The sequence below is a fragment of the Alteromonas hispanica genome (assembly GCF_010500915.1).
Taxonomy (GTDB): domain Bacteria; phylum Pseudomonadota; class Gammaproteobacteria; order Enterobacterales; family Alteromonadaceae; genus Alteromonas; species Alteromonas hispanica.
This window is the reverse complement of the sequence record NZ_JAAAWP010000003.1, coordinates 417609-436638: the sequence shown is the minus strand read 5'-3', so window position 1 is coordinate 436638 and position 19030 is coordinate 417609. Positions and strand designations below refer to the sequence as shown.

The window sequence follows — 19030 nt, the reverse complement described above, 5'->3', positions numbered from 1 at the left end:
CTAACCCTTCATGTTTGAGAGCCTTGATGTCGACTGCCACCGAACAGCATAAACCACTATGGTTTGATCATACACGTTTACTTGCCCTTGCGCTGCCTATGATATTAGCCAATATCACTACACCACTGCTTGGCTTGGTAGATACCGCAGTGCTTGGGCATATGCAGGTGCCAGCTATGCTTGCCGGAGCGTCTGTTGCTGCGCTTATTCTTACGCAAATATATTGGGTTTGTGGGTTTCTAAGGATGTCTGCGACGGGCCTAAGTGCACAGGCAAAAGGGAGTGAAAACCCGACCGTAGAATCGGCAAAAGTACTTTGGCAAGCCATGGCATTTTCTTGTGTTTTAGGTATTCTCATTTTGCTGCTTCAACAGCCTATTTTACATGTTGGGTTAACGCTTACGCAGCCAAATGAGAGCGTAGCAAGTTACTTAAACGATTATTTCGCAGCCCGAGTGTGGGGAGCGCCTGCAGCGATGCTGAATTTGGTGCTTATAGGTTGGCTGGTAGGACAGCAAAAAACTAAGCAGGTCATGATCATTCAAATTGTGGGAAATCTATTAAATGCTGGGCTCGACGTTGCATTTGTTTATGGCCTTGGTTTTTCCGTCGCTGGTGTCGCCCTTGCTAGTGTTATCGCTGAATACAGTATGATGGCAATGGCGTTGTATATTGCCTTGGGTCGGGTAAAAGGCGTACGCATTGCAGGCGATTGGTTTAACCGCGCGGCTCGCCGCGTATTAATGAAGCTAAATGGCGATATGCTTATTCGCAATTTAGCATTACAGGGCTGTTTAGCGTTTCTTACCATACAAGGTGCTCGGTATGGAGAAACATCTGCGGCTGTAAATGCGATATTAATGCAGTTCTTTGTTTTAATTGCCTTGGGATTAGATGGTATCGCCTATGGTGTAGAAGCTTTGGTGGGCGAAGCTAAAGGCGCCCGCGACAACCAAGAGATCAAACGAAGAACCTACCAAGGGTTATTTTGGTCTACGCTCTTTGCTGTTGGTTATAGCATTGGCTTTTGGCTATTTGGCGAGTCCATTATTCGTTTGCTCACCGAGCATGGGGATATTGTTGAAGCGGCACTGCCCTATTTACCTCTTATGGTGCTGCTGCCTGTTTTAGCCCATTGGTGCTTCTTGTTCGACGGTGTGTTTGTGGGGTTAACAAGGGCTTCGTCAATGAGAAACACTATGCTGGTGAGCGCATTATTCGTTTATTTTCCTATTTGGTTTATTACTCAAAATGCAGGTAATAAGAGCCTGTGGTATGCGCTTATTGCATTCTTATTTGCCAGAGGAGTGACTCTGGGCGTGAGCTTTTACCAGTTAGGCATTAAAAATGCGTTGTCAGTCAGCGAAAGTTAATGTGCTGATACTGCTAGAGTTATGAAAAGGTTGGCGGTGCTGAGAAAGTTTCTGTGCATAAAATGATGGTGGCAGAAAAACAGGCTTCTCTGCCACATCAAAAGGTCTTGAGCTTATTTTTGGATTATATGTGTTGCGCAGAGTTTATTCCCCGCAGGATCGCGTAAATAAGCAAGGTATAACTGGCGCTCTTCGGTGCCTCTAATGCCGGGTGGATCCTCGCACACAACGCCACCATTTTCGCTACCTACTTTAAACCATTCATCCACCACTTCTGGTGAGCGCGCAGCCAAGCCCAGAGTGAAACCGTTACCGTGGGTGGCTTCCTCGCCATTGATGGGCTTTGTCAGTGCGAGTATGCCTTTGGGGGTGAAATAAAATATCCGACCGTGCTCGTCATAAACACCGGCGTCAAATCCAAGCACGCCCAGAATGGCATCGTAGAATTTTTTAGATGCTTCTAGGTCATTCGCACCTAACATGACATGGCTAAACATGTTGTATCCTTCTTCTTATCATTCCCAAATGGGACTATTTTATACGGCGTATTTAAATCTACCCCGTGGCGAAATCCACTGCAGCTGCGGCATGCAGTGCTGTGGTGTCATACAGTTGAACGTTAGTATGTAGTTGCTGAACTAGTAAAGCAATTTCAGTGCAGCCAAGAATAACGCCCTCTGCTCCTACAGATGCAAGATTATCGATGATTTCAATATACGCGCTGCGAGATTGTGTGCAAATCACGCCTTTGCATAATTGCTCATAAATGATCCTATGGACAATTTCCCGCTCGTGCTTGGAAGGAACCACAACCTCTATACCAAAACGCGATTTTAACCGCTCGGTGTAAAAGGTTTGCTCCATAGTGAATTGGGTACCAAGCAATCCCACTTTTTTCACCTTGTTAGCGGCTAGAGATGTACCTGTGGCGTCGGCTATATGAAGCAATGGAATAGAGAGATCTTTAACAACGTCGTCAGCTACTTTATGCATGGTATTTGTGCAAATAACAATGGCATCGGCACCTGCTTGAGAAAGCACTTGCGCCTCATTGTTAAGAAGTTCGGCCATTTGATTCCAATCGCCGGCTCGTTGAAGCTGCTCTATCACGGCAAAATCAACGCTACTTAATAGCAATTTTGCGCTGTGAAAACCGCCGAGCTTTGCGTTTACACCGCGATTAATCATTTGGTAGTAGCTTACCGTAGATTCCCAACTCATTCCGCCAATCAGGCCAAGCGTTTTCATTGTGTTTTACTCTGTTTTTAATTTAAAAAGACGCGCTTTCTTTTACCTACATTGCAATGTTGCGCTAGCCATTGCAAGTGACATGAGAAAAGTCACTGTTGCAAAATATGGGCTACATTGTGAAAGGCTGTGTGTAAAACCTATGTCTTAGAGTATGGTGTTGAAAGGCGGGTAGTGGCGGCTCTTGCTTATTTGGGCGTTATTGAGGTGGTGGAGGTTTTATATTTTTCAACGATGAGAATCTTTGCATAAAAATGCCAAAATAGCCCCACATGGCGTAAGCAAAACCACAAAGGAGTACAGCTACAGAGAAATAATGCAGAACTGCATACAAGTGGCTGATAAAAAATAACAGCACAACGCCGACAGCAAAAATAGTAAGTCCTATTTTAAATCGCTGCCAGCTTGTGTGAATATCTGGAATGGGGATCAAGGTTATTCCAGTTTAAGGCTTAATAGTAAGAGTGCTCACCAGCCTCGTGCTCGGTAGCATCTCGTACGCCATTCAGCTCGCCTGCAAACTGCTCTAGCATTTGTTTTTCAATGCCGTCTTTCAGCGTTACGTCTACCATAGAGCAACCGTTACAGCCGCCGCCAAATTGCAAAATGGCGAAGCCATCGTCGGTGACTTCTGTAAGCACAACTTGTCCGCCATGATTGGCAAGCTGAGGGTTTATCTCAGACTCAATCATGTAATTAATTCGCTCTATAAGGGGAGCGTCGTCTGCTACCTTTCTTGCTTTAGCGTTCGGTGCCTTCAATGTAAGTTGAGACCCCATCTGGTCAGTGATGTAATCAATTTCAGCTTCTTCAAGATAAGGTGCACTTTCTTCATCTACAACCGCGTCAAAACCATTGAACGTTAAGCGAGTGTCAGTATCTTCAACCGCGTCGGGTGGGCAATAAGACACGCCACATTCCGCCGACGAGGTGCCTGGGTTTACGACGAATACACGAATATTCGTGCCAGACTCTTGTTTACTCAGCAGTTTTACAAAGTGAGCCTGGGCTTCTTCTGATATAGTTATCATCGGCAAGTCCTATATTATTCAAAATTTGCAGTATTGTACCAAATTTACCTGACTAAAACAGTCAAGTATTAATTAAAAATTTAGAACATGTTGATGACTAAATCTTATTTAGACCGTTACTATCAACATGCCATCATGAAACAACAAGACGGGGAAGCGCTATGCTAGCGAATCTTTATAACACCGCCAAAAAAACACGCCTTACATGGATAAAAACGCTGCTTTTAAGCACCGCTGTGTGTACATCTGCCATCGGTATGTCAGCAAGCGCCTCGACTATTACCATCGAGCCTGATAAAGGCGGCATGCCTGTTCAAGATTATCTTCCAGACACTGTTACCTACGACCCAGCCATTCCCACGCCTGAGTCGGTGCTAGGAGCAAATCTTGGGCAGTGGCATGTACGTCACGATCAGCTTGTGAATTACATGTACCTTCTTGCTCAAAAGTCCGACCGTATCACCATAGAAGAGACAGGGCGTACTCATGAAAATCGTCCGCTGCTGCTTCTCACTATTACATCCCCTGCTAATCGAGATAACCTTGAAGACATGCGCAAAGCACATCTCAATGTGTTGGAAAAAGGAAATACGCCCGCAAGCGACGCACCTTTGGTTTTCTACATGGGGTATAGCATCCACGGCAACGAACCTTCGGGAGCAAACGCGTCGCTCGCATTAGCCTACTACTTGGCTGCCGGTCAGGGTAAAGAAATTGACACACTGTTAAACAATAACATTGTACTACTAGACCCTTCTTTCAACCCTGACGGGCTGTCGCGCTTTGCACAGTGGGCAAATATGCATAAGGGTAAACAGCTAGTAGCAGACAGTAATAACCGAGAGCATGACGAAGGGTGGCCTTCAGGTAGAACTAATCATTATTGGTTCGACTTAAACCGAGACTGGTTATTACTGGCTCACCCAGAATCCCAAGCGCGTATTAAGCAGTTTCATAAATGGCGTCCGCACGTTTTAACCGACTTTCATGAGATGGGCACAGACAGCACCTACTTTTTCCAACCCGGTGTGCGCTCTCGCAAAAATCCGCTTACGCCTGATGAGAACGTTACGCTAACTGAAGCGATTGCGAACTATCATGCTGCAGCGTTTGACGCGAAAGGTCAGCTTTATTTTACCGAAGAAGCATTTGATGATTTTTATGCAGGGAAAGGCTCTACCTATCCCGATTTACACGGCAGCATAGGCATTCTTTTTGAGCAGGCAAGCTCTCGCGGACATCTTCAATCGTCAATTAACGGAGATTTGGCTTTTAGCGACACTATCGCTAATCAAGTAACCACGTCGCTAAGCACGTTTAAAGGTGCTATTGCTAATAAAGCTGCAATTCTCGACTATCAGGCAGAGTTCGTTAACAGCACCATGTCTATGGCGAAAGATGATGACACACATGGCTTTGTGGTAAGTGCTTCGAACGATAGCGGGCGTTTTCTTGCGTTCACCAATCTACTTAAGCAGCACGACATCGCGTTTGAAGTAATTACTAAAGATACGTCGGTAAATGACGTAAAAGTAAAAGCAAATAACGCTATTTTTGTTCCAGCTGAACAACCGCAATATCGCTTAGTTAAATCAATCTTTTCAACGCAAACGTCTTTTGAAAATAATACATTTTACGATGTCTCAACGTGGAATTTAGCGCTTGCCTTTAACCTCAATTATACCGCGGCTGAAAAGGGAGATATGCGCGGTGTGAAGCGCACTAATATTGAATCATTCGATGGCACATTAGCCAATGTCGATTTGCCTGATGTAGACGAAGACGCCTATGCCTACGCGTTTTCCTGGCAGCCCTACTACTCGCCAGCACTTCTTCAAACCTTGTTAGAAAAAGGTGTTCAAGTGAGAAGTTCTGAAAAAAGTTTTGCTGCTGTAAGTATGGATAACAGTGTTATTAATTTCCCTGCTGGCAGTGTTGTCGTTCCTACAGGGCTGTCGCAACCCAGTAATATTGCCACTATTATCAGACAAGTTTCTGAGCAAGTTCAGGTGCCGGTGTATAGTTTGAAAAGTGGGTTAACGCCGTCGGGCAACGATTTGGGCAGTCGCAGCATGTCACCTATAAAAGCGCCAAGTGTGATTATTGTTGGCGGAGAAGGTACACGAGAGTACGATGTTGGCGAAATTTGGCACTATTTCGATACTAAACTAGGGCTCTCAGCAAGCATTGTAGAGCAACAAAAATTGATGAGAGCTCTACGTGATGACAGTACGCACTATACCCATATTATTTTTCCAAATGGCCGTTACTCATTCTCAGAGAAAGAGAACCTTGAGCTTAAACGCTGGGTAGAAGCAGGTGGTGTGGCAATAGGTCAAAAGTCGGCGCTTCGTTACTTTGCTGAAAACGACTGGTTAGATATCGATATTGTTGGTCGTGATGCTATCGACAACGCTTTTGATGAAAGCACCTTGTCTTACGGCGATGGATCAGCACTGTATGCCAAAAAACTGGTTGCTGGTGCTATTTACGAAGCCGATGTAGATACTACTCATCCGCTTTTTTACGGTTATACAAAAGATACATTGCCGTTGTTCAAAACCAGCAACATGATTGTGAAAAATGAATACTCTCCGTTTACAACGCCTGCACGCTATACCAAAAGTCCGTTAATGGCCGGCTTTAGTGATACTGCGATGGTGGCGTTAGTGGCCGAAACTCCGGCGGTGATAGCTGAAAAGCAAGGCCGAGGCGTAGTAATTGGGTTTACCGATAATACTCAGTTTAGAGGCTATTGGTACGGGACAAACAAGATGTTAGCTAACGCGATATATCAGTCTCATTTCATTCGCTAATTGTCGCTTTAATAATTAACTATTCCGCTGAGTCTTTATTGCTAGTGGAGCGGCTAGAACTTGGATAAGGATGTCTCTAGCCCCGTTATATTTTCAATAAACTACTTTTGGGCGGTGGTGTAAACGTCATCGCCCAAACCTGAATAGTGATGTTTGGGTATCGCTTCCTTAATAAATAACTCAGCATATTCACAGTAACCCCCGTTGTTATCACGTCATCTACAATAGCCACATTCAATTTCTCACCGCTATTACACGCAATTAGTTCAGCAGCATGATGAACTAGAGAAAAAGCCTGTTTTGCATTATCTTTTCTTTGTGCCTTTGTGAGCTGATGTTGAGTGCTTGCGCCTGTTCTTTTAGCCCATTGGTGAAGACAAGGAATTCCCAGCTGCTTACTTAAATACTCAGCAATGACTCCCGCCTGATTATAATGGCGTGTAGCGAGTCGCCATGCACTTATTGGTACAGGAAGGAGTAAATGAGGCACAGCAAGTGTGCAGTGTTGCTTTTTATCGACAAACCAACGGCACAAGATCTTGCCCGCAGAGAGTGAGTGTGAGAATTTAAAATGATGAATAAGCGAAGACATTGGCCACGTATGAAGCCCAAGAATAGATAAGGAATGGTAATGCTTATGGGCGACATGACTGCCAACAGGCCCAAATCGCAACAAGTTATTTCCGTGAACCTCATCGTTGAAAAAAAACATGTCAGATTCACACCATTGACACACTGGCGCAGGACTTGCCTGATAACATAATAGGCATGAGAGGTTCATTTCAAAACGGGCTCTGATTTTTAAAGCAGTCCGGTTTTAGACCGAAACACTTATTTGAGGTGCTAAATGGAAAGTTTGATTAAAAATGAGGCACTTGTCACCCGTACTTATGGTACTGAAATCAAAGATAAGAGCAAAAATGCAATAGACACAAACGCTGCTGATGTGAGCAACACAGGAATAGATATAGTTCTTCTCCATGGCTGGGGCATGAATAGCGGTGCTTTTTCTTCTTTTATTCCCTATCTTCAAGACAACTTTCGCGTAACTACCATAGATTTGCCTGGTTTTGGGGAAAACGTAGCTACGCTTCCATCTCCTTACACGGTGGATGCGTTAGCAAAACTGTGCGCCGCACAGCTTCCTAAAGATTGCGTATTAATAGGCTGGTCGTTAGGTGGGCTGGTGGCTCAGAAAATAGCGATTAATGCGCCAGAAAAACTGTCCGGTTTAATCACTATTGCGTCAACGCCTCGCTTCAGTGCCGGCCCTTGCTGGCCTGGGATAGCAGAAGATCTATTAAACATGTTTGAGGCGCAGTTAGAAAAGGACTATAAAAAGACGTTAGAGCGCTTTCTTGCTATTCAAGCTATGGGCAGTGCAACTGCAAAAAACGATATAAAGACCATAAGGCAGCAAATAACTGACTACCCAGACCCAGCCGAGGAGGCCTTGAAGCGAGGCCTCAGTATTCTTGCAAACGAAGATTTGCGAGCGCAGATCGGCAGAATTATGACACCGACACTTAGATTATATGGCCGTTTAGACAGCCTTGTACCTACAGCGGGAATAGATAGGGTTTGTGAGCTTCATCCTCAAGCCGATACCGTAGTAATGCCTCACGCTTCTCATGCGCCGTTTATCTCTCACCCTCAGCAAACAGCAGATATCATTTACCGCTTTTCCACTAGCTTACAGCACCAAAGAGCATCTTAAGTGCTCTTTATTGAAATAAAATTCATTGTAGGTACAGCGACTTAGTTTGTACCTTTGCGAACGGGCTTTATATTTCCCTCTTGTTGGTTAATAATTGTGCATGAGAGGTTAGGGGAATTTTATGTCTGAAGTAAGTGGTTTTTCGTTAAATTCTGCGTTTGCGGCAGGACAGATGGGCTTGCAGCGTGCCAGCGATGGTGTGACACAGGCAGCAGCAAATATTGCAGATAGAAATAATAGAGATAACAGTGCACAAGCAGATATACAAGCTGCTTCTGCTGATGGGGCTGCTAAAAGCCAGCCTAACTCAAACCTTACCTCCGATCTAATATCGCTAAACGTCAATAGTTTAAACGCCCAAGCGTCGGCAAAAGTTATCGATGTTGCAAACGATACACTTGGGACCATCATAGATACGCTAGCGTAGGGAGCAAGATGTGAACTTTGTCGCACCTATCCTTACCGCTGTTGCTTATCCCACAGCAAACACAAATACCGAGTCTGCTCGTAGAGACAACGTGCAGCGCGAGACCATTCCTAAGCCTAGCGATGCCGAACAGGGCGCTTCGCAGAAGGGGTTAGGATCTGAAGCGGATAAAGCGAGAAGCCCGGGTCTACCTCCATCTCCCGTGACTTACGAACGACCTCAAATTCAGACTGAGTTACAAGCTGCATTTCAAAATGTCTTTGGCCAAGAAAAAGACAACGCACAAGATGAGAGCGCGGGTAAAGAAGGTGCCGAGCAAGAGCAACGAAATCAGCAGCAGTCATCAGTTTCAGAGGTTACCGATGAAGAGCGGCAAGAAATTGAAGAGCTTAAAGCTCGAGACCAAGAGGTTCGTACGCATGAGCAAGCTCATGCCGCTACTGGCGGTCAATATGCTGGTTCTCCGCAGTATGAGTACACTACTGGTCCTGACAACAAACGTTACGTCACCAACGGCCAAGTATCCATAGATATTTCAGAGGCGCAGTCGCCTGAACAAACCTTGCGCAAAATGCAGCAAGTTAGAGCGGCAGCGCTAGCACCAGCACAGCCGTCTTCGCAAGATTTAAAAGTAGCGGCTGAAGCGGCTCAAAAAGCGTTTGAAGCGCGTAACGATATTGCCAAAGAAAACAGAGAAACTGTGCAGCCGTCTAGCGGTGCGAGTAACCCTATTTCTGGAGTTCAAGGCACGCAAGGTGGCGGTGCTGATGAAGTTAGTGGAATAGAGATTCCCAGCGTTGATATTGCTGTTCCAAGTATTGATGATATTACCGGTAGCGCTGGCGTAGAAAGGCCTACACGCAGTTTAGATGAAGCTATGTCAATGACGAGTGCCGCAGCGACGTCACGAGAGTTAAATATTGAAAGTGAACGGGCAGTAGACAATGCGGGAATGAATGCGCGCATTGGCAGAATTCAGAGCCTCTACACGCAATCTTATACCCCAGCAAGAGAAGGCTTGTCGCTACAAGCCTAGCTTCAGCAGTTGCTGAGCGCGCTGCCTATTGCCTGTCCCCTCACCTTTTCGCCTTATTTTTTCGCTTTTGCTAGAGCATCGGCAAATGCATTTCCCATTGCGCTATTTTGCGGTTGCTTTGCACTGTGATTTTGGCTATTTCTTTGATTGCCTCTACCTGCACCCTGGTGTGAACGCGGCGTTTTATTTTGCTTGCCCCTACCGTCTCTGTCAGACCTAGGTGAAGATTGAGTGCCTGCGCTTGCAGATTGCGGTGTGTCATCTAGGCGCATGGTGAACGAAATACGTTTACGGGCAACATCTACGTCCATCACTTTAACTTTAACGATATCGCCCGCTTTTACCACTTCACGGGGGTCGGAAATAAACTTGTCTGTCAGTGCCGAGATATGCACCAAACCGTCTTGATGAACGCCCACATCGACAAAGGCACCAAAATTGGCGACGTTACTTACCACCCCTTCTAAAATCATTCCTAATTTTAGGTCATTGATAGTTTCTACGCCTTCTTTGAAAGATGCTGTTTTGAACTCTGGGCGAGGATCTCGGCCGGGCTTTTCCAGTTCCTTAAATATGTCCTTAACTGTTGGAATACCAAAGTCGTCGCTAGTAAAGGTGTCTGGAGATAGACTTTTTAATAGCTCGGTGTTCCCAATAATATCGTTAACGGCAACAGCAGTGGTGTCTACTATTTTATCTACCACAGGATAAGCTTCAGGGTGTACAGACGAAGCATCAAGTGGATTTGTACCATTTACAATTCTCAAAAAACCAGCCGCTTGCTCAAATGCTTTAGGGCCTAAACGCTCTACATCTAACAATGCCTTGCGGTTTGAAAATGCTCCCTTGCTATCGCGCAGTTTAACAATGTTGTGGGCTAAGGTTTTATTTAAGCCCGATACATAGCTAAGTAGTGCAGGAGATGCAGTGTTTACATCTACACCTACGGCGTTTACGCAGTCTTCAATAACTCTGTCTAACGATTTGCCAAGTTGGCTTTGGCTTACATCGTGTTGATATTGGCCTACGCCAATGGCTTTTGGCTCAATTTTAACAAGTTCAGCAAGAGGGTCTTGAAGACGACGGGCAATAGAAACTGCTCCGCGAATAGAAACATCTAGCGTGGGAAGTTCTTTAGAGGCAAGTTCAGACGCAGAGTACACTGATGCCCCAGCCTCACTTACCATTATCTTTTGTGCGTTAATATCACTGTTATTTTTCAGTACTTCACCAACAAGCTTATCGGTTTCTCGCGAGCCGGTTCCATTGCCAATGCTGATGAGATCAACTTTATATTGTTTACACAAAGTGGCTAGGGTACGACTAGATTTATCCCATTGGTTTTGTGGGGCATGAGGAAATATTGTATTTGTTGCCACAACTTTGCCAGTGCTGTCTACAATGGCTACTTTTACACCCGTACGTAAACCGGGATCCAGTCCCATGGTGGTTTTTGCGCCAGCAGGAGCAGCCATCAACAGGTCGTTGAGGTTTTTAGCAAATACTTCAATTGCCTCTTTTTCTGCTCTTTCTCGCAGTGCGCTGAACAATTCTGTTTCCATGTGAAGACCAATTTTAATCTTCCATGTCCACTGAACTACTTGTGCTAAGAAATCGTCTGCTGGGCGCCCTTGGTGCGCAATGGAGTAATGCGAAGCAATAATGTGCTCGCAGTGAGATGGTCCTTTCTCTTCCTGTTGCGGGTCGGCGTCAATTTGGATGTGCAGCAAACCTTCGTTACGGCCTCTAAACATGGCAAGCGCTCGGTGAGAAGGCGTGTTCTTGTATTTTTCACTGTGAGAAAAATAGTCTTTATATTTGCTCGCTTCTTGCTCTTTACCTGGGGCTACAACGCTTTTTATATGTGCGTTATTGATTAAGTAGTCGCGAATTTTACCCAACAGCGAAGCATCTTCTGCAAAGCGCTCCATCAGGATAAAGCGTGCCCCTTCTAAAGCAGCTTTGGTGTCAGCAATACCTTTTTCTGCGTTTACAAATTCACCAGCGGCTTCTTCAACGGCTGTATTTGGTTGGTTGAACAAAGTATCAGCTAATGGTTCTAATCCCGCCTCTATAGCAATTTGACCTTTGGTTCGGCGTCTGGGTTTGAACGGAAGGTACAAGTCTTCTAACGTTGTTTTGCTATCTGCTTGATTGATACTGGACTTAAGTTCGCTAGTCAGTTTACCTTGCTCGTCTATCGAGCGGAGAATGACGTCTCGGCGTTCTTCTAACTCGCGAAGGTAGGTAAGACGCTGCTCTAAATTTCTAAGCTGTGTGTCATCAAGCCCTTCAGTAGCCTCTTTTCTATACCGTGCGATGAAAGGCACCGTTGCGCCCTCGTCGAGAAGTTTTACTGCAGCATTTACCTGAGAAGCTTTTACTGAGAGTTCTTCAGCAATTTTGTTGATTATCATATGTGGCCTAAATTTCTAATGAAGCGCTTTTGGCAAAAGCGAAATAACCTATGTCGTTTTATACGTCAGGTCTTTAGTGAAAATAAGTATGACGAATATTCTGTTGGCGAGTATAGCACCGCACCTTGCTGAAAGTCGTCTCAACCCCCTCTTTGTGGAGATATTTTGCATTTACCCTGTTAAATTTTATCGGTCGGGTCATACCAAATTTTATTTATCCACCATTCTTTAATATCGGTTTCAGTTTTCACTACAAATTCGTCGTCTTCTTCTTTGCCTAATAATGCTCTAGCCATTGGGGAATCAATAGAAATGTAATCTTTGCGACCGAATATTTCGTCGTAGCCTGTGAGTCGAAGCTCCATGACTTCGCCGGCCTCATTCTCTATTTCTACCCAAGCTCCAAAAAATACTTTTCCCTCTTGCTGAGGATCGTAGTCAACCACCTTGAGGTTTTCTAGGCACTTTCTTAAGTAACGTACTCGGCGGTCTATTTCCCTAAGCTTTTTCTTATTATATTGGTAGTCAGCATTTTCGCTGCGATCGCCGAGGCTTGCTGCCCATGTCACTTTTCGAGTTATTTCAGGCCTTTCCTCACGCCACAAAAAATCCAGTTCTTTTCTAAGTTTGGTATAGCCTTTTCGAGTGATAAGTGGTGTTTTCACAATATTCCGTTAGTAAGTAAAAAGATGAAGTTGTCACTATCGCGTTTTCAGCTTTACCGTAAAAGTGTACAGAAAAGGTTAACGCGCATTACTCTTGTAGTGTATGTGGGTAATTATAGAAAACCCAATCACAAATGTAGAGACTCCTGCGTATTACCGTTTTTTGAGAGCTTATTAGGGAAATAAACCTCGTCCTTTTACTGAACCTAATCTTTTTTATTGTTGTCGCAGTATAAAAAGTGAACAATTCAAGCGCGGTTAAACCGCAAGGCTGTGTTATGCAAAATAAACTGTCCATGTTGTATCGTCAAAAAGCAGTACACGACCCTGTTAATGTAAGCGGCACAATCATTGGGTTTGTGGTGCTGTTAACCGGCGGCCTTTTACTCTTTTATGCACTTCTGGACATGGTGGTGCGCCTGCAAAGTCTACAAACCGTCTGTTATCTCATTGTAGGTGCAGCTTTTTATAAAATTGGCCAGTCGGTATTAAGGCACTTCGCTACATTTAACGTTGTTACTGAGCGTAGACGGGGACCTAAGCGTTAAAACAAAAAGGTCTAAACGGCTTTGTTTTAGGCGAAAACGTTACAAGCGGACACCTGGTAAACCATGACAAATCACCGTTTTGTACTATAGTTAAAGAGTGATTCGAGGCACCTAGCACATTGAAATATCCATTTTACTATTTGGATAACAACGTGGTTGAACACCACTTGCTCATTGGAAAAGGTAGGCACGGAGATAGCCAAATTCACAAAAACAAAAAGCCGGCGCGTGGTGCGCCGGCTTTCTCTTTGTAGCTTCAGAAATACCGCTTTACTAAGGGTAAGTTAGCCCATGTGTTACCGCAGTATTTTGCTTATCGAGTTACTACTCAGTAGGAGCTTCTGTTGCCGGGGTGGTGACTTCAAGCAACTCCACGTCAAAAATTAGCGTAGAATTTGGTGTAATTGCACCTGTTGCACGCTCACCATAAGCAAGGTCAGACGGAATGTGGAAGCGATACTTTGCGCCTTCCTTCATTAACTGAACGCCTTCAGTCCAGCCAGGAATAACACGGTTCAATGGAAACTCTGCAGGCTCGCCTCTATCGTATGAAGAGTCGAACACAGTGCCGTCTAGTAACGTACCGCGATAGTGTACTTTAACCATGTCAGTAGCGGCTGGGCTTGCGCCTTCGCCTTCTTCAAGTACTTCATACTGAAGGCCTGACTCAGTTGTTGTGACGCCTTCACGCTCTGCGTTTTCTGCAAGATATGCTTCGCCCGCTTCAATGTTCTTCTCAGCTGCTTGCGCTGCCATTTCTTGTTGCTTTGCACGCAGCATTTCTTCGCCTTGTTGAGCAATTTGTTGAATCTGCTCTGGGGTGAATTTCAACGTGTCGTTCAAGCCGTCAGTAAAGCCTTGTTTAAGCGCTTCTTGATCTAATGCCAAGCCAAGTTGCTCTTGTTGTTGAGCTCGATTGGTAACAAATAAGCCCATACTTGCCCCCATCGCATAAGCTTGCTTTTGCGTATCGGTCATTTCTTCTGCCGCAACAGTCGATGTGTCTGCGCTCTCTGCGCTGGTAGTAGTAGCCTCATCTGAAGTATTTGGCTGGCAAGCGAATAAACCAAGCGCAGCTATTGTTGATAGGGCAACGAGCGACTTCTGCATAAAAAACGTCTCCATTAATTTTTATCATCATGCTTCTGTATCTATACTGCTGCATCTAAGGCAGTTTGCACAATAGTTTAAGATGCGTAATCCGTGCTATGTTAAACGTAGCGTTTACAAAGCGAAACCCATTTGATTATGTTTAGGTTCAAAATGTTCCCGAGATTATTGTTACTCGTTCCACTTTTTTGCGGATCCATAGGGTGTTCAGTCCCTGATACTACGCCAATAAAGCAGTGGCGTCATGTTGAAGAAGGTGCTTATGCGGCAGACATTTCTTCAGATGGGACCATCGCCGTGGTGTCGGGAATTAATAATGGCATAAATGTCTGGCGTATTGGAGAGAATGAGCCTTTGTATCGGTGGGGCCATCAGGGAGAAGGTAATAATCTGGTGGTTTCTGTTCATATAAGTGCAGACAAACAATACGTGGTAACGGCCGACAGAGAAGCATTCGCCTTATGGAACATGCAAACGGGTGATCCGGAAGGCTTTTGGCGGATAGATGAATCAAATATTAGAGATGTTGCTGTGGCAAATAACGGTAGAGGGGTACTGGTTGCTCGCTCTAGCGGCACTATCATGTTTTTCGAGCCCGTTACCCAGCGGCGCCTTGAGTTTCTCGGTCACCAAGAAAAAGTAAATTCAATTGATATTTCCCCCAACGGTAAGTTTGCGCTGTCGGGGGGAAATGACTATATCGCTTATCTTTGGAGTACAGAGACGGGCCAAATTATTCACACCTTTACCCACCCCTCGCGAGTCACCAAAGTCGCACTAGACGATCAAGGAAGGTTTGCATTTACAGCGGATAGCCAAAGCAAATCCCAAATTTGGAATGTTCAGTCAGGTGAGCCTGTTAGCAGTTTAAAATTCATTTCGCGGCAGAGAATATTCACCGATGTTGAGTTTTCCAAAGACGGTAAGTATTTACTTACCGGATCGCCGTCTAGAAAGGTGTACCTTTGGGACATTGGCACAGGTGACCAATTGCAATCTATTCAAGTGGCCTCTCGCGAGACAATATCACCACCAACAGCAGTTGTTTATGGCGTTGGGTTCTTGCCCAATGGTAATATAGTGACTGAAAGCAGTAGTGGCCTGGCGGAAGTATGGGCTAGAGAAAATTAGCAGTGGGATTAATATAATAAATGTCTAAGAATCGCAGCGCCGAAGAGACTAAAAAAGATAGCCAAGTATTAGAGCTACAAGAGCAGCTTAAAGATGCTCTAGAGAGTATAGAAGAGCTGCAGACCAAAGTGGCGTTTCAGGAATACACTATTGATTCGCTAAATGATGCGTTGTCTTCTCAACAAAAACAGATGGACGATATATCATTTAAATTGCGTCATGTAGTGGATAGGGTGAAGTCTATAGAGCCATCTAACATGGCTAAAGAGTCTGAAGAAACGCCGCCGCCTCATTTTTAATGTAAGGCATTTTTTGAAATTACTATTTAAGAGAGCTAATCAATGAGCGATTTAGATACAGATTCATTTGATATAGATTCACTCGATAACATCGACTTTGATTCAGTTGAAAAGTCAGTGGCTGAAAACCAGGCCAAAAAAGACCAGCAAGAAAAGCAAGCGGTAGAGGGAATGCGTGATGGAGCGAATGATTGCGGCGACAGCTGTACCATATAACACCACCGGATAAAACCAACGGATAACAGCACCGGACAAAAATATAATCAGACAGATCAACTAATGAGCTTGGTGCGCCCCACCGCCAATAATATCCATACTTCAGAAAGCGTAAACGTAAACTAGTGAGGCTTGAAAATCCCGATAACGTTTTCGCTTTCGCGCGTCACTGCACTGACTTTCTCATCAGTTTGCGCTTCGTTGTAACCACAGGCTACACACTCTAATTTTTCCACATTGTTCTCATAGTACAATGAAATCGTGTCCAGTTCTTGGCACTTTGGGCACGTTGCGCCTGCGACAAAACGGCGTCTTGATGATTTTGACATATCTATACCTTTTAATGCATTGCCCTTATTATACCGCCAAAGACCATGCGTTGATCAGCTTTTACTTTAAGTTTTTGCTATTATACGCGCCCGAAGTTTCCCAGCGAAGGTAAGTCATGATAAAGCTCTCGAATGTATCGCTATTGCGCGGCAGAAAAATGCTGTTAGAAGACGCATCTGCACAGGTTTTTCCTGGTCATAAAGTTGCGTTAATAGGAGGCAATGGCTGTGGTAAGTCGACCTTATTTGCCTTGTTGAGAAGTGAACTTACAGTGGATGCTGGCGATTGCAGCGTACCAAGCGATTGGCGAATTGTTAGCGTTGCTCAGGAAACACCTGCTACCGATCGCAGAGCTATCGATTATGTAATTGATGGCGACAAGCATCTGCGCATGCTGCAAGAAAAGTTACGTGTTGCCGAACAAGAAGAAGACGGCGTGCAAATTGGGCAAGTTCACGGTCAACTAGAACAGGCTGGAGCCTATGATGTTGAATCGAGAGCCGCCACTATTCTATCGGGCTTAGGCTTTACCAATTCTCAATTAACCGCGCCTGTCACCGACTTTTCTGGTGGCTGGCGTATGCGTTTAAACTTGGCGCAGGCACTGCTTTGCCCATCAGATCTATTGTTGCTCGATGAGCCAACTAACCACTTAGATTTAGACGCGGTTATTTGGCTTGAAAAGTGGCTTCAGCGTTTCTCAGGAACATTGCTTCTTATTTCACACGACAAAGCCTTTATCGATAATACAGTTGCGCAAATTATTAGCGTAGAGCAGCAGAAGCTAGTCACCTATACGGGTAATTATTCAGCCTTTGAAACCCAGCGGGCTGAACGTATTCGTCTTCAAAATCTTGAATATGATAAACAGCAACAGAAAGTGGCTCACCTGAACTCCTTTATCACGCGGTTTAAAGCAAAAGCCAGTAAAGCCAAGCAGGCCCAAAGTCGAATTAAGCAGCTTGAAAAGATGGAAACGTTGTTGCCTGCACATATGGCTAGCCCATTTAGCTTTTCGTTTGCTCCCCCGTCTGCTTTACCCAACCCGTTAGTGCAAATGGAGAAAGTGCAGCTAGGATACGGCGAGCATACGGTATTACAGCAGGTTAAACTCAACCTAGTTCCGGGTAGTCGTATTGGTTTACTAGGGCGCAATGGGCAGGGTAAATCGACGCTGATAAAACTGCTTGCAGGGGTTCACGCTCCTAAAAACGGCATTTTCAATACCGCTAAAGGGCTAAAAATTGGCTATTTCGCGCAGCATCAATTAGAGACCCTCGACGCCAATGCCACTCCCATTTTGCACTTGCAGCGAATAGATCAAAAGGCCACTGAGCAGCAGTTGCGGGACTACTTAGGTGGCTTTGGTTTTAACGGTGATGAAGCGCTCGCACCTGTTGCCCCTATGTCGGGCGGTGAAAAAGCGCGCCTTGTATTAGCGTTAATCGTGTATCAAAAGCCAAACTTGCTGCTGTTAGATGAACCAACTAACCACCTAGATTTAGAAATGCGCCATGCGCTAAACATTGCGCTACAAGGTTTTGAAGGTGCAATGGTATTGGTTTCTCACGACCGTTTCCTATTATCTTCAGTATGTGAAGATTTTTATCTTGTCGATAGAGGCTATGTTGAGCCATTTACTGGCGACTTAGATGATTATCGTGACTGGATTTTAAAACAGCAAGCTGCTGAAAAAGCAAAATCTAATCAAGATGCCAAAGATGAAATTCAGGGAGAGCATGGCGATAAACCTGAACGCAAAATTGACCGCAAAGAAGAAAAGCGCAGAGAAGCTGAATTTAGAAAACAGATCGCTCCCTTAAAGCGTGCCGTAGAAAAACATGAAAAAAATATGGAGTCTCATTCAGCGTCACTTGCTGATGTTGAAGAGGCGCTTGCTGATACCACGCTTTATGGTGAGGACAGAAAATCTGATTTGATGCAGTTGCTCGACAAACAGACCCTGCTGAAACAGCGTTTAGAAGAAGAGGAAATGGCGTGGTTAGATGCGCAAGAGCAAATAGAGCAGCAGCGAGAGGCATATGACATCGCAAATGGTTAATCTTGATAAAGAAAAGTTTTGGCAGTACAGCGTTACTCGCTATGCAAAAGGAGATGTAGCGCCGCTAACATTATTGCTGCAAGACCAGCATGGGGTTAACGTTAATGTGCTATTACTAGTGTGCTGGTGTTTGGAAAATAACGCTGTTATAAACCTAATGCAGTTAAAGTCTGTAATTGATGCCGCGGCAAATAGCGATGTGCAACTTAAGTTACACAGAGAAAAGCGCAAAGCCGCTCGCCCGGTTTCTAAAGGCTCAAATTTGTCGCAAACCTCAACCGATACTTCTCAAAGCGGTGGCGAACACAATTCTGAAGATGGTGCTGGTAAAAGTACCGGTAAAAGTACCGCAAACTATGAGGCACTAAAAGAGCAAGAATTAGAGCTTGAGAAAAAGCAACAGGAGGCGATTGTTAAAGCTTTTTGTCAATTAGATGTTCACCGAATATCTGCACCACCGTCTGGCGATAAATCGAAGGTATTGAATGCCTCTGTTGCTGCCCTCATCAATGCCTATGGGTTGAGAGAGAATCAAGAAGCTCGCAGTCTGGTTAGTCAGTTAATCGCACAGCTACCGTAAATAATGAGTATTCTCAATATCCAA

19 protein-coding genes are annotated in these 19030 nt (G+C 44.8%); 11 read left to right on the top strand and 8 right to left on the bottom strand.

Annotated elements, in window-relative coordinates:
• Nucleotides 1-26 precede the first annotated feature (26 nt).
• Complete coding sequence (locus GTW09_RS07345) at nt 27-1373, top strand: MATE family efflux transporter (RefSeq protein WP_239059310.1); 1347 nt, start codon at nt 27-29, stop codon at nt 1371-1373.
• A gap of 113 nt (nt 1374-1486) precedes the next feature.
• On the opposite strand, the gene GTW09_RS07340 is transcribed toward GTW09_RS07345, so the two are convergent.
• From GTW09_RS07340 to nfuA, 3 genes are all read right to left on the bottom strand, one after another.
• Nucleotides 1487-1870, bottom strand: coding sequence for a VOC family protein (locus GTW09_RS07340; RefSeq protein WP_071980998.1), 384 nt, complete (start codon nt 1868-1870; stop codon nt 1487-1489).
• Between the two features lie 58 nt (nt 1871-1928).
• Entirely contained in the window at nt 1929-2621 is a 693-nt protein-coding gene (locus tag GTW09_RS07335) for an aspartate/glutamate racemase family protein (protein WP_071980997.1), read from the bottom strand.
• Between the two features lie 452 nt (nt 2622-3073).
• Nucleotides 3074-3652 (bottom strand): Fe-S biogenesis protein NfuA, encoded by a 579-nt coding sequence (gene nfuA, locus GTW09_RS07330; protein ID WP_163111260.1) that lies wholly within the window; start codon nt 3650-3652, stop codon nt 3074-3076.
• 161 nt (nt 3653-3813) lie between these two features.
• Between nfuA and GTW09_RS07325 the strand changes: the two genes are divergently transcribed.
• Nucleotides 3814-6468, top strand: a complete 2655-nt coding sequence (locus GTW09_RS07325) for a M14 metallopeptidase family protein (RefSeq protein ID WP_163111258.1) — start codon at nt 3814-3816, stop codon at nt 6466-6468.
• 85 nt (nt 6469-6553) lie between these two features.
• Here the strand turns inward: GTW09_RS07325 and GTW09_RS07320 are convergent, their stop codons facing one another.
• Nucleotides 6554-7180 (bottom strand): ComF family protein, encoded by a 627-nt coding sequence (locus GTW09_RS07320; protein ID WP_239059309.1) that lies wholly within the window; start codon nt 7178-7180, stop codon nt 6554-6556.
• 135 nt (nt 7181-7315) lie between these two features.
• Between GTW09_RS07320 and bioH the strand changes: the two genes are divergently transcribed.
• From bioH to GTW09_RS07305, 3 genes are all read left to right on the top strand, one after another.
• Nucleotides 7316-8185 carry a pimeloyl-ACP methyl ester esterase BioH gene (gene bioH / locus GTW09_RS07315; RefSeq protein WP_163111254.1) on the top strand — a complete coding sequence of 290 codons (870 nt, stop codon included), beginning with the start codon at nt 7316-7318 and terminating at the stop codon, nt 8183-8185.
• A 121-nt stretch (nt 8186-8306) separates the two neighbouring features.
• Nucleotides 8307-8612 carry a hypothetical protein gene (locus tag GTW09_RS07310; protein ID WP_163111252.1) on the top strand — a complete coding sequence of 102 codons (306 nt, stop codon included), beginning with the start codon at nt 8307-8309 and terminating at the stop codon, nt 8610-8612.
• A 10-nt stretch (nt 8613-8622) separates the two neighbouring features.
• Nucleotides 8623-9648 (top strand): putative metalloprotease CJM1_0395 family protein, encoded by a 1026-nt coding sequence (locus GTW09_RS07305; RefSeq protein WP_163111250.1) that lies wholly within the window; start codon nt 8623-8625, stop codon nt 9646-9648.
• A gap of 53 nt (nt 9649-9701) precedes the next feature.
• Here the strand turns inward: GTW09_RS07305 and GTW09_RS07300 are convergent, their stop codons facing one another.
• Nucleotides 9702-12065 carry a Tex family protein gene (locus tag GTW09_RS07300; protein ID WP_163111248.1) on the bottom strand — a complete coding sequence of 788 codons (2364 nt, stop codon included), beginning with the start codon at nt 12063-12065 and terminating at the stop codon, nt 9702-9704.
• Between the two features lie 179 nt (nt 12066-12244).
• Nucleotides 12245-12730 carry a transcription elongation factor GreB gene (gene greB, locus GTW09_RS07295; RefSeq protein WP_071980990.1) on the bottom strand — a complete coding sequence of 162 codons (486 nt, stop codon included), beginning with the start codon at nt 12728-12730 and terminating at the stop codon, nt 12245-12247.
• Nucleotides 12731-13008: 278 nt separating this feature from the next.
• Here greB and GTW09_RS07290 point away from each other — a divergent pair, with 278 nt between their 5' ends.
• Nucleotides 13009-13278, top strand: a complete 270-nt coding sequence (locus tag GTW09_RS07290) for a hypothetical protein (protein WP_198033579.1) — start codon at nt 13009-13011, stop codon at nt 13276-13278.
• Nucleotides 13279-13602: 324 nt separating this feature from the next.
• Here the strand turns inward: GTW09_RS07290 and fkpA are convergent, their stop codons facing one another.
• On the bottom strand, nt 13603-14388 hold the full coding sequence (gene fkpA, locus GTW09_RS07285) for an FKBP-type peptidyl-prolyl cis-trans isomerase (protein WP_163111246.1): 786 nt from the start codon (nt 14386-14388) through the stop codon (nt 13603-13605).
• 198 nt (nt 14389-14586) lie between these two features.
• Here fkpA and GTW09_RS07280 point away from each other — a divergent pair, with 198 nt between their 5' ends.
• From GTW09_RS07280 to GTW09_RS17450, 3 genes are all read left to right on the top strand, one after another.
• Entirely contained in the window at nt 14587-15519 is a 933-nt protein-coding gene (locus GTW09_RS07280) for a WD40 repeat domain-containing protein (RefSeq protein ID WP_083595414.1), read from the top strand.
• A 107-nt stretch (nt 15520-15626) separates the two neighbouring features.
• On the top strand, nt 15627-15818 hold the full coding sequence (locus GTW09_RS07275) for a SlyX family protein (protein ID WP_071981400.1): 192 nt from the start codon (nt 15627-15629) through the stop codon (nt 15816-15818).
• 42 nt (nt 15819-15860) lie between these two features.
• Entirely contained in the window at nt 15861-16034 is a 174-nt protein-coding gene (locus tag GTW09_RS17450; RefSeq protein ID WP_198033578.1) for a hypothetical protein, read from the top strand.
• Between the two features lie 122 nt (nt 16035-16156).
• Here GTW09_RS17450 and GTW09_RS07270 read toward each other — a convergent pair whose 3' ends face one another.
• A complete protein-coding gene (locus tag GTW09_RS07270; protein ID WP_163111244.1) occupies nt 16157-16363 on the bottom strand; it encodes a YheV family putative zinc ribbon protein in 207 nt (68 codons plus the stop codon).
• A 116-nt stretch (nt 16364-16479) separates the two neighbouring features.
• Between GTW09_RS07270 and GTW09_RS07265 the strand changes: the two genes are divergently transcribed.
• Together GTW09_RS07265 and GTW09_RS07260 are read left to right on the top strand one after the other, a co-directional pair.
• Nucleotides 16480-18426, top strand: a complete 1947-nt coding sequence (locus tag GTW09_RS07265; protein WP_163111243.1) for an ATP-binding cassette domain-containing protein — start codon at nt 16480-16482, stop codon at nt 18424-18426.
• On the top strand, nt 18407-19006 hold the full coding sequence (locus tag GTW09_RS07260; protein WP_203565659.1) for a DUF2390 domain-containing protein: 600 nt from the start codon (nt 18407-18409) through the stop codon (nt 19004-19006). The genes GTW09_RS07265 and GTW09_RS07260 overlap by 20 nt, the downstream gene beginning before the upstream one ends.
• Nucleotides 19007-19030: the final 24 nt, after the last annotated feature.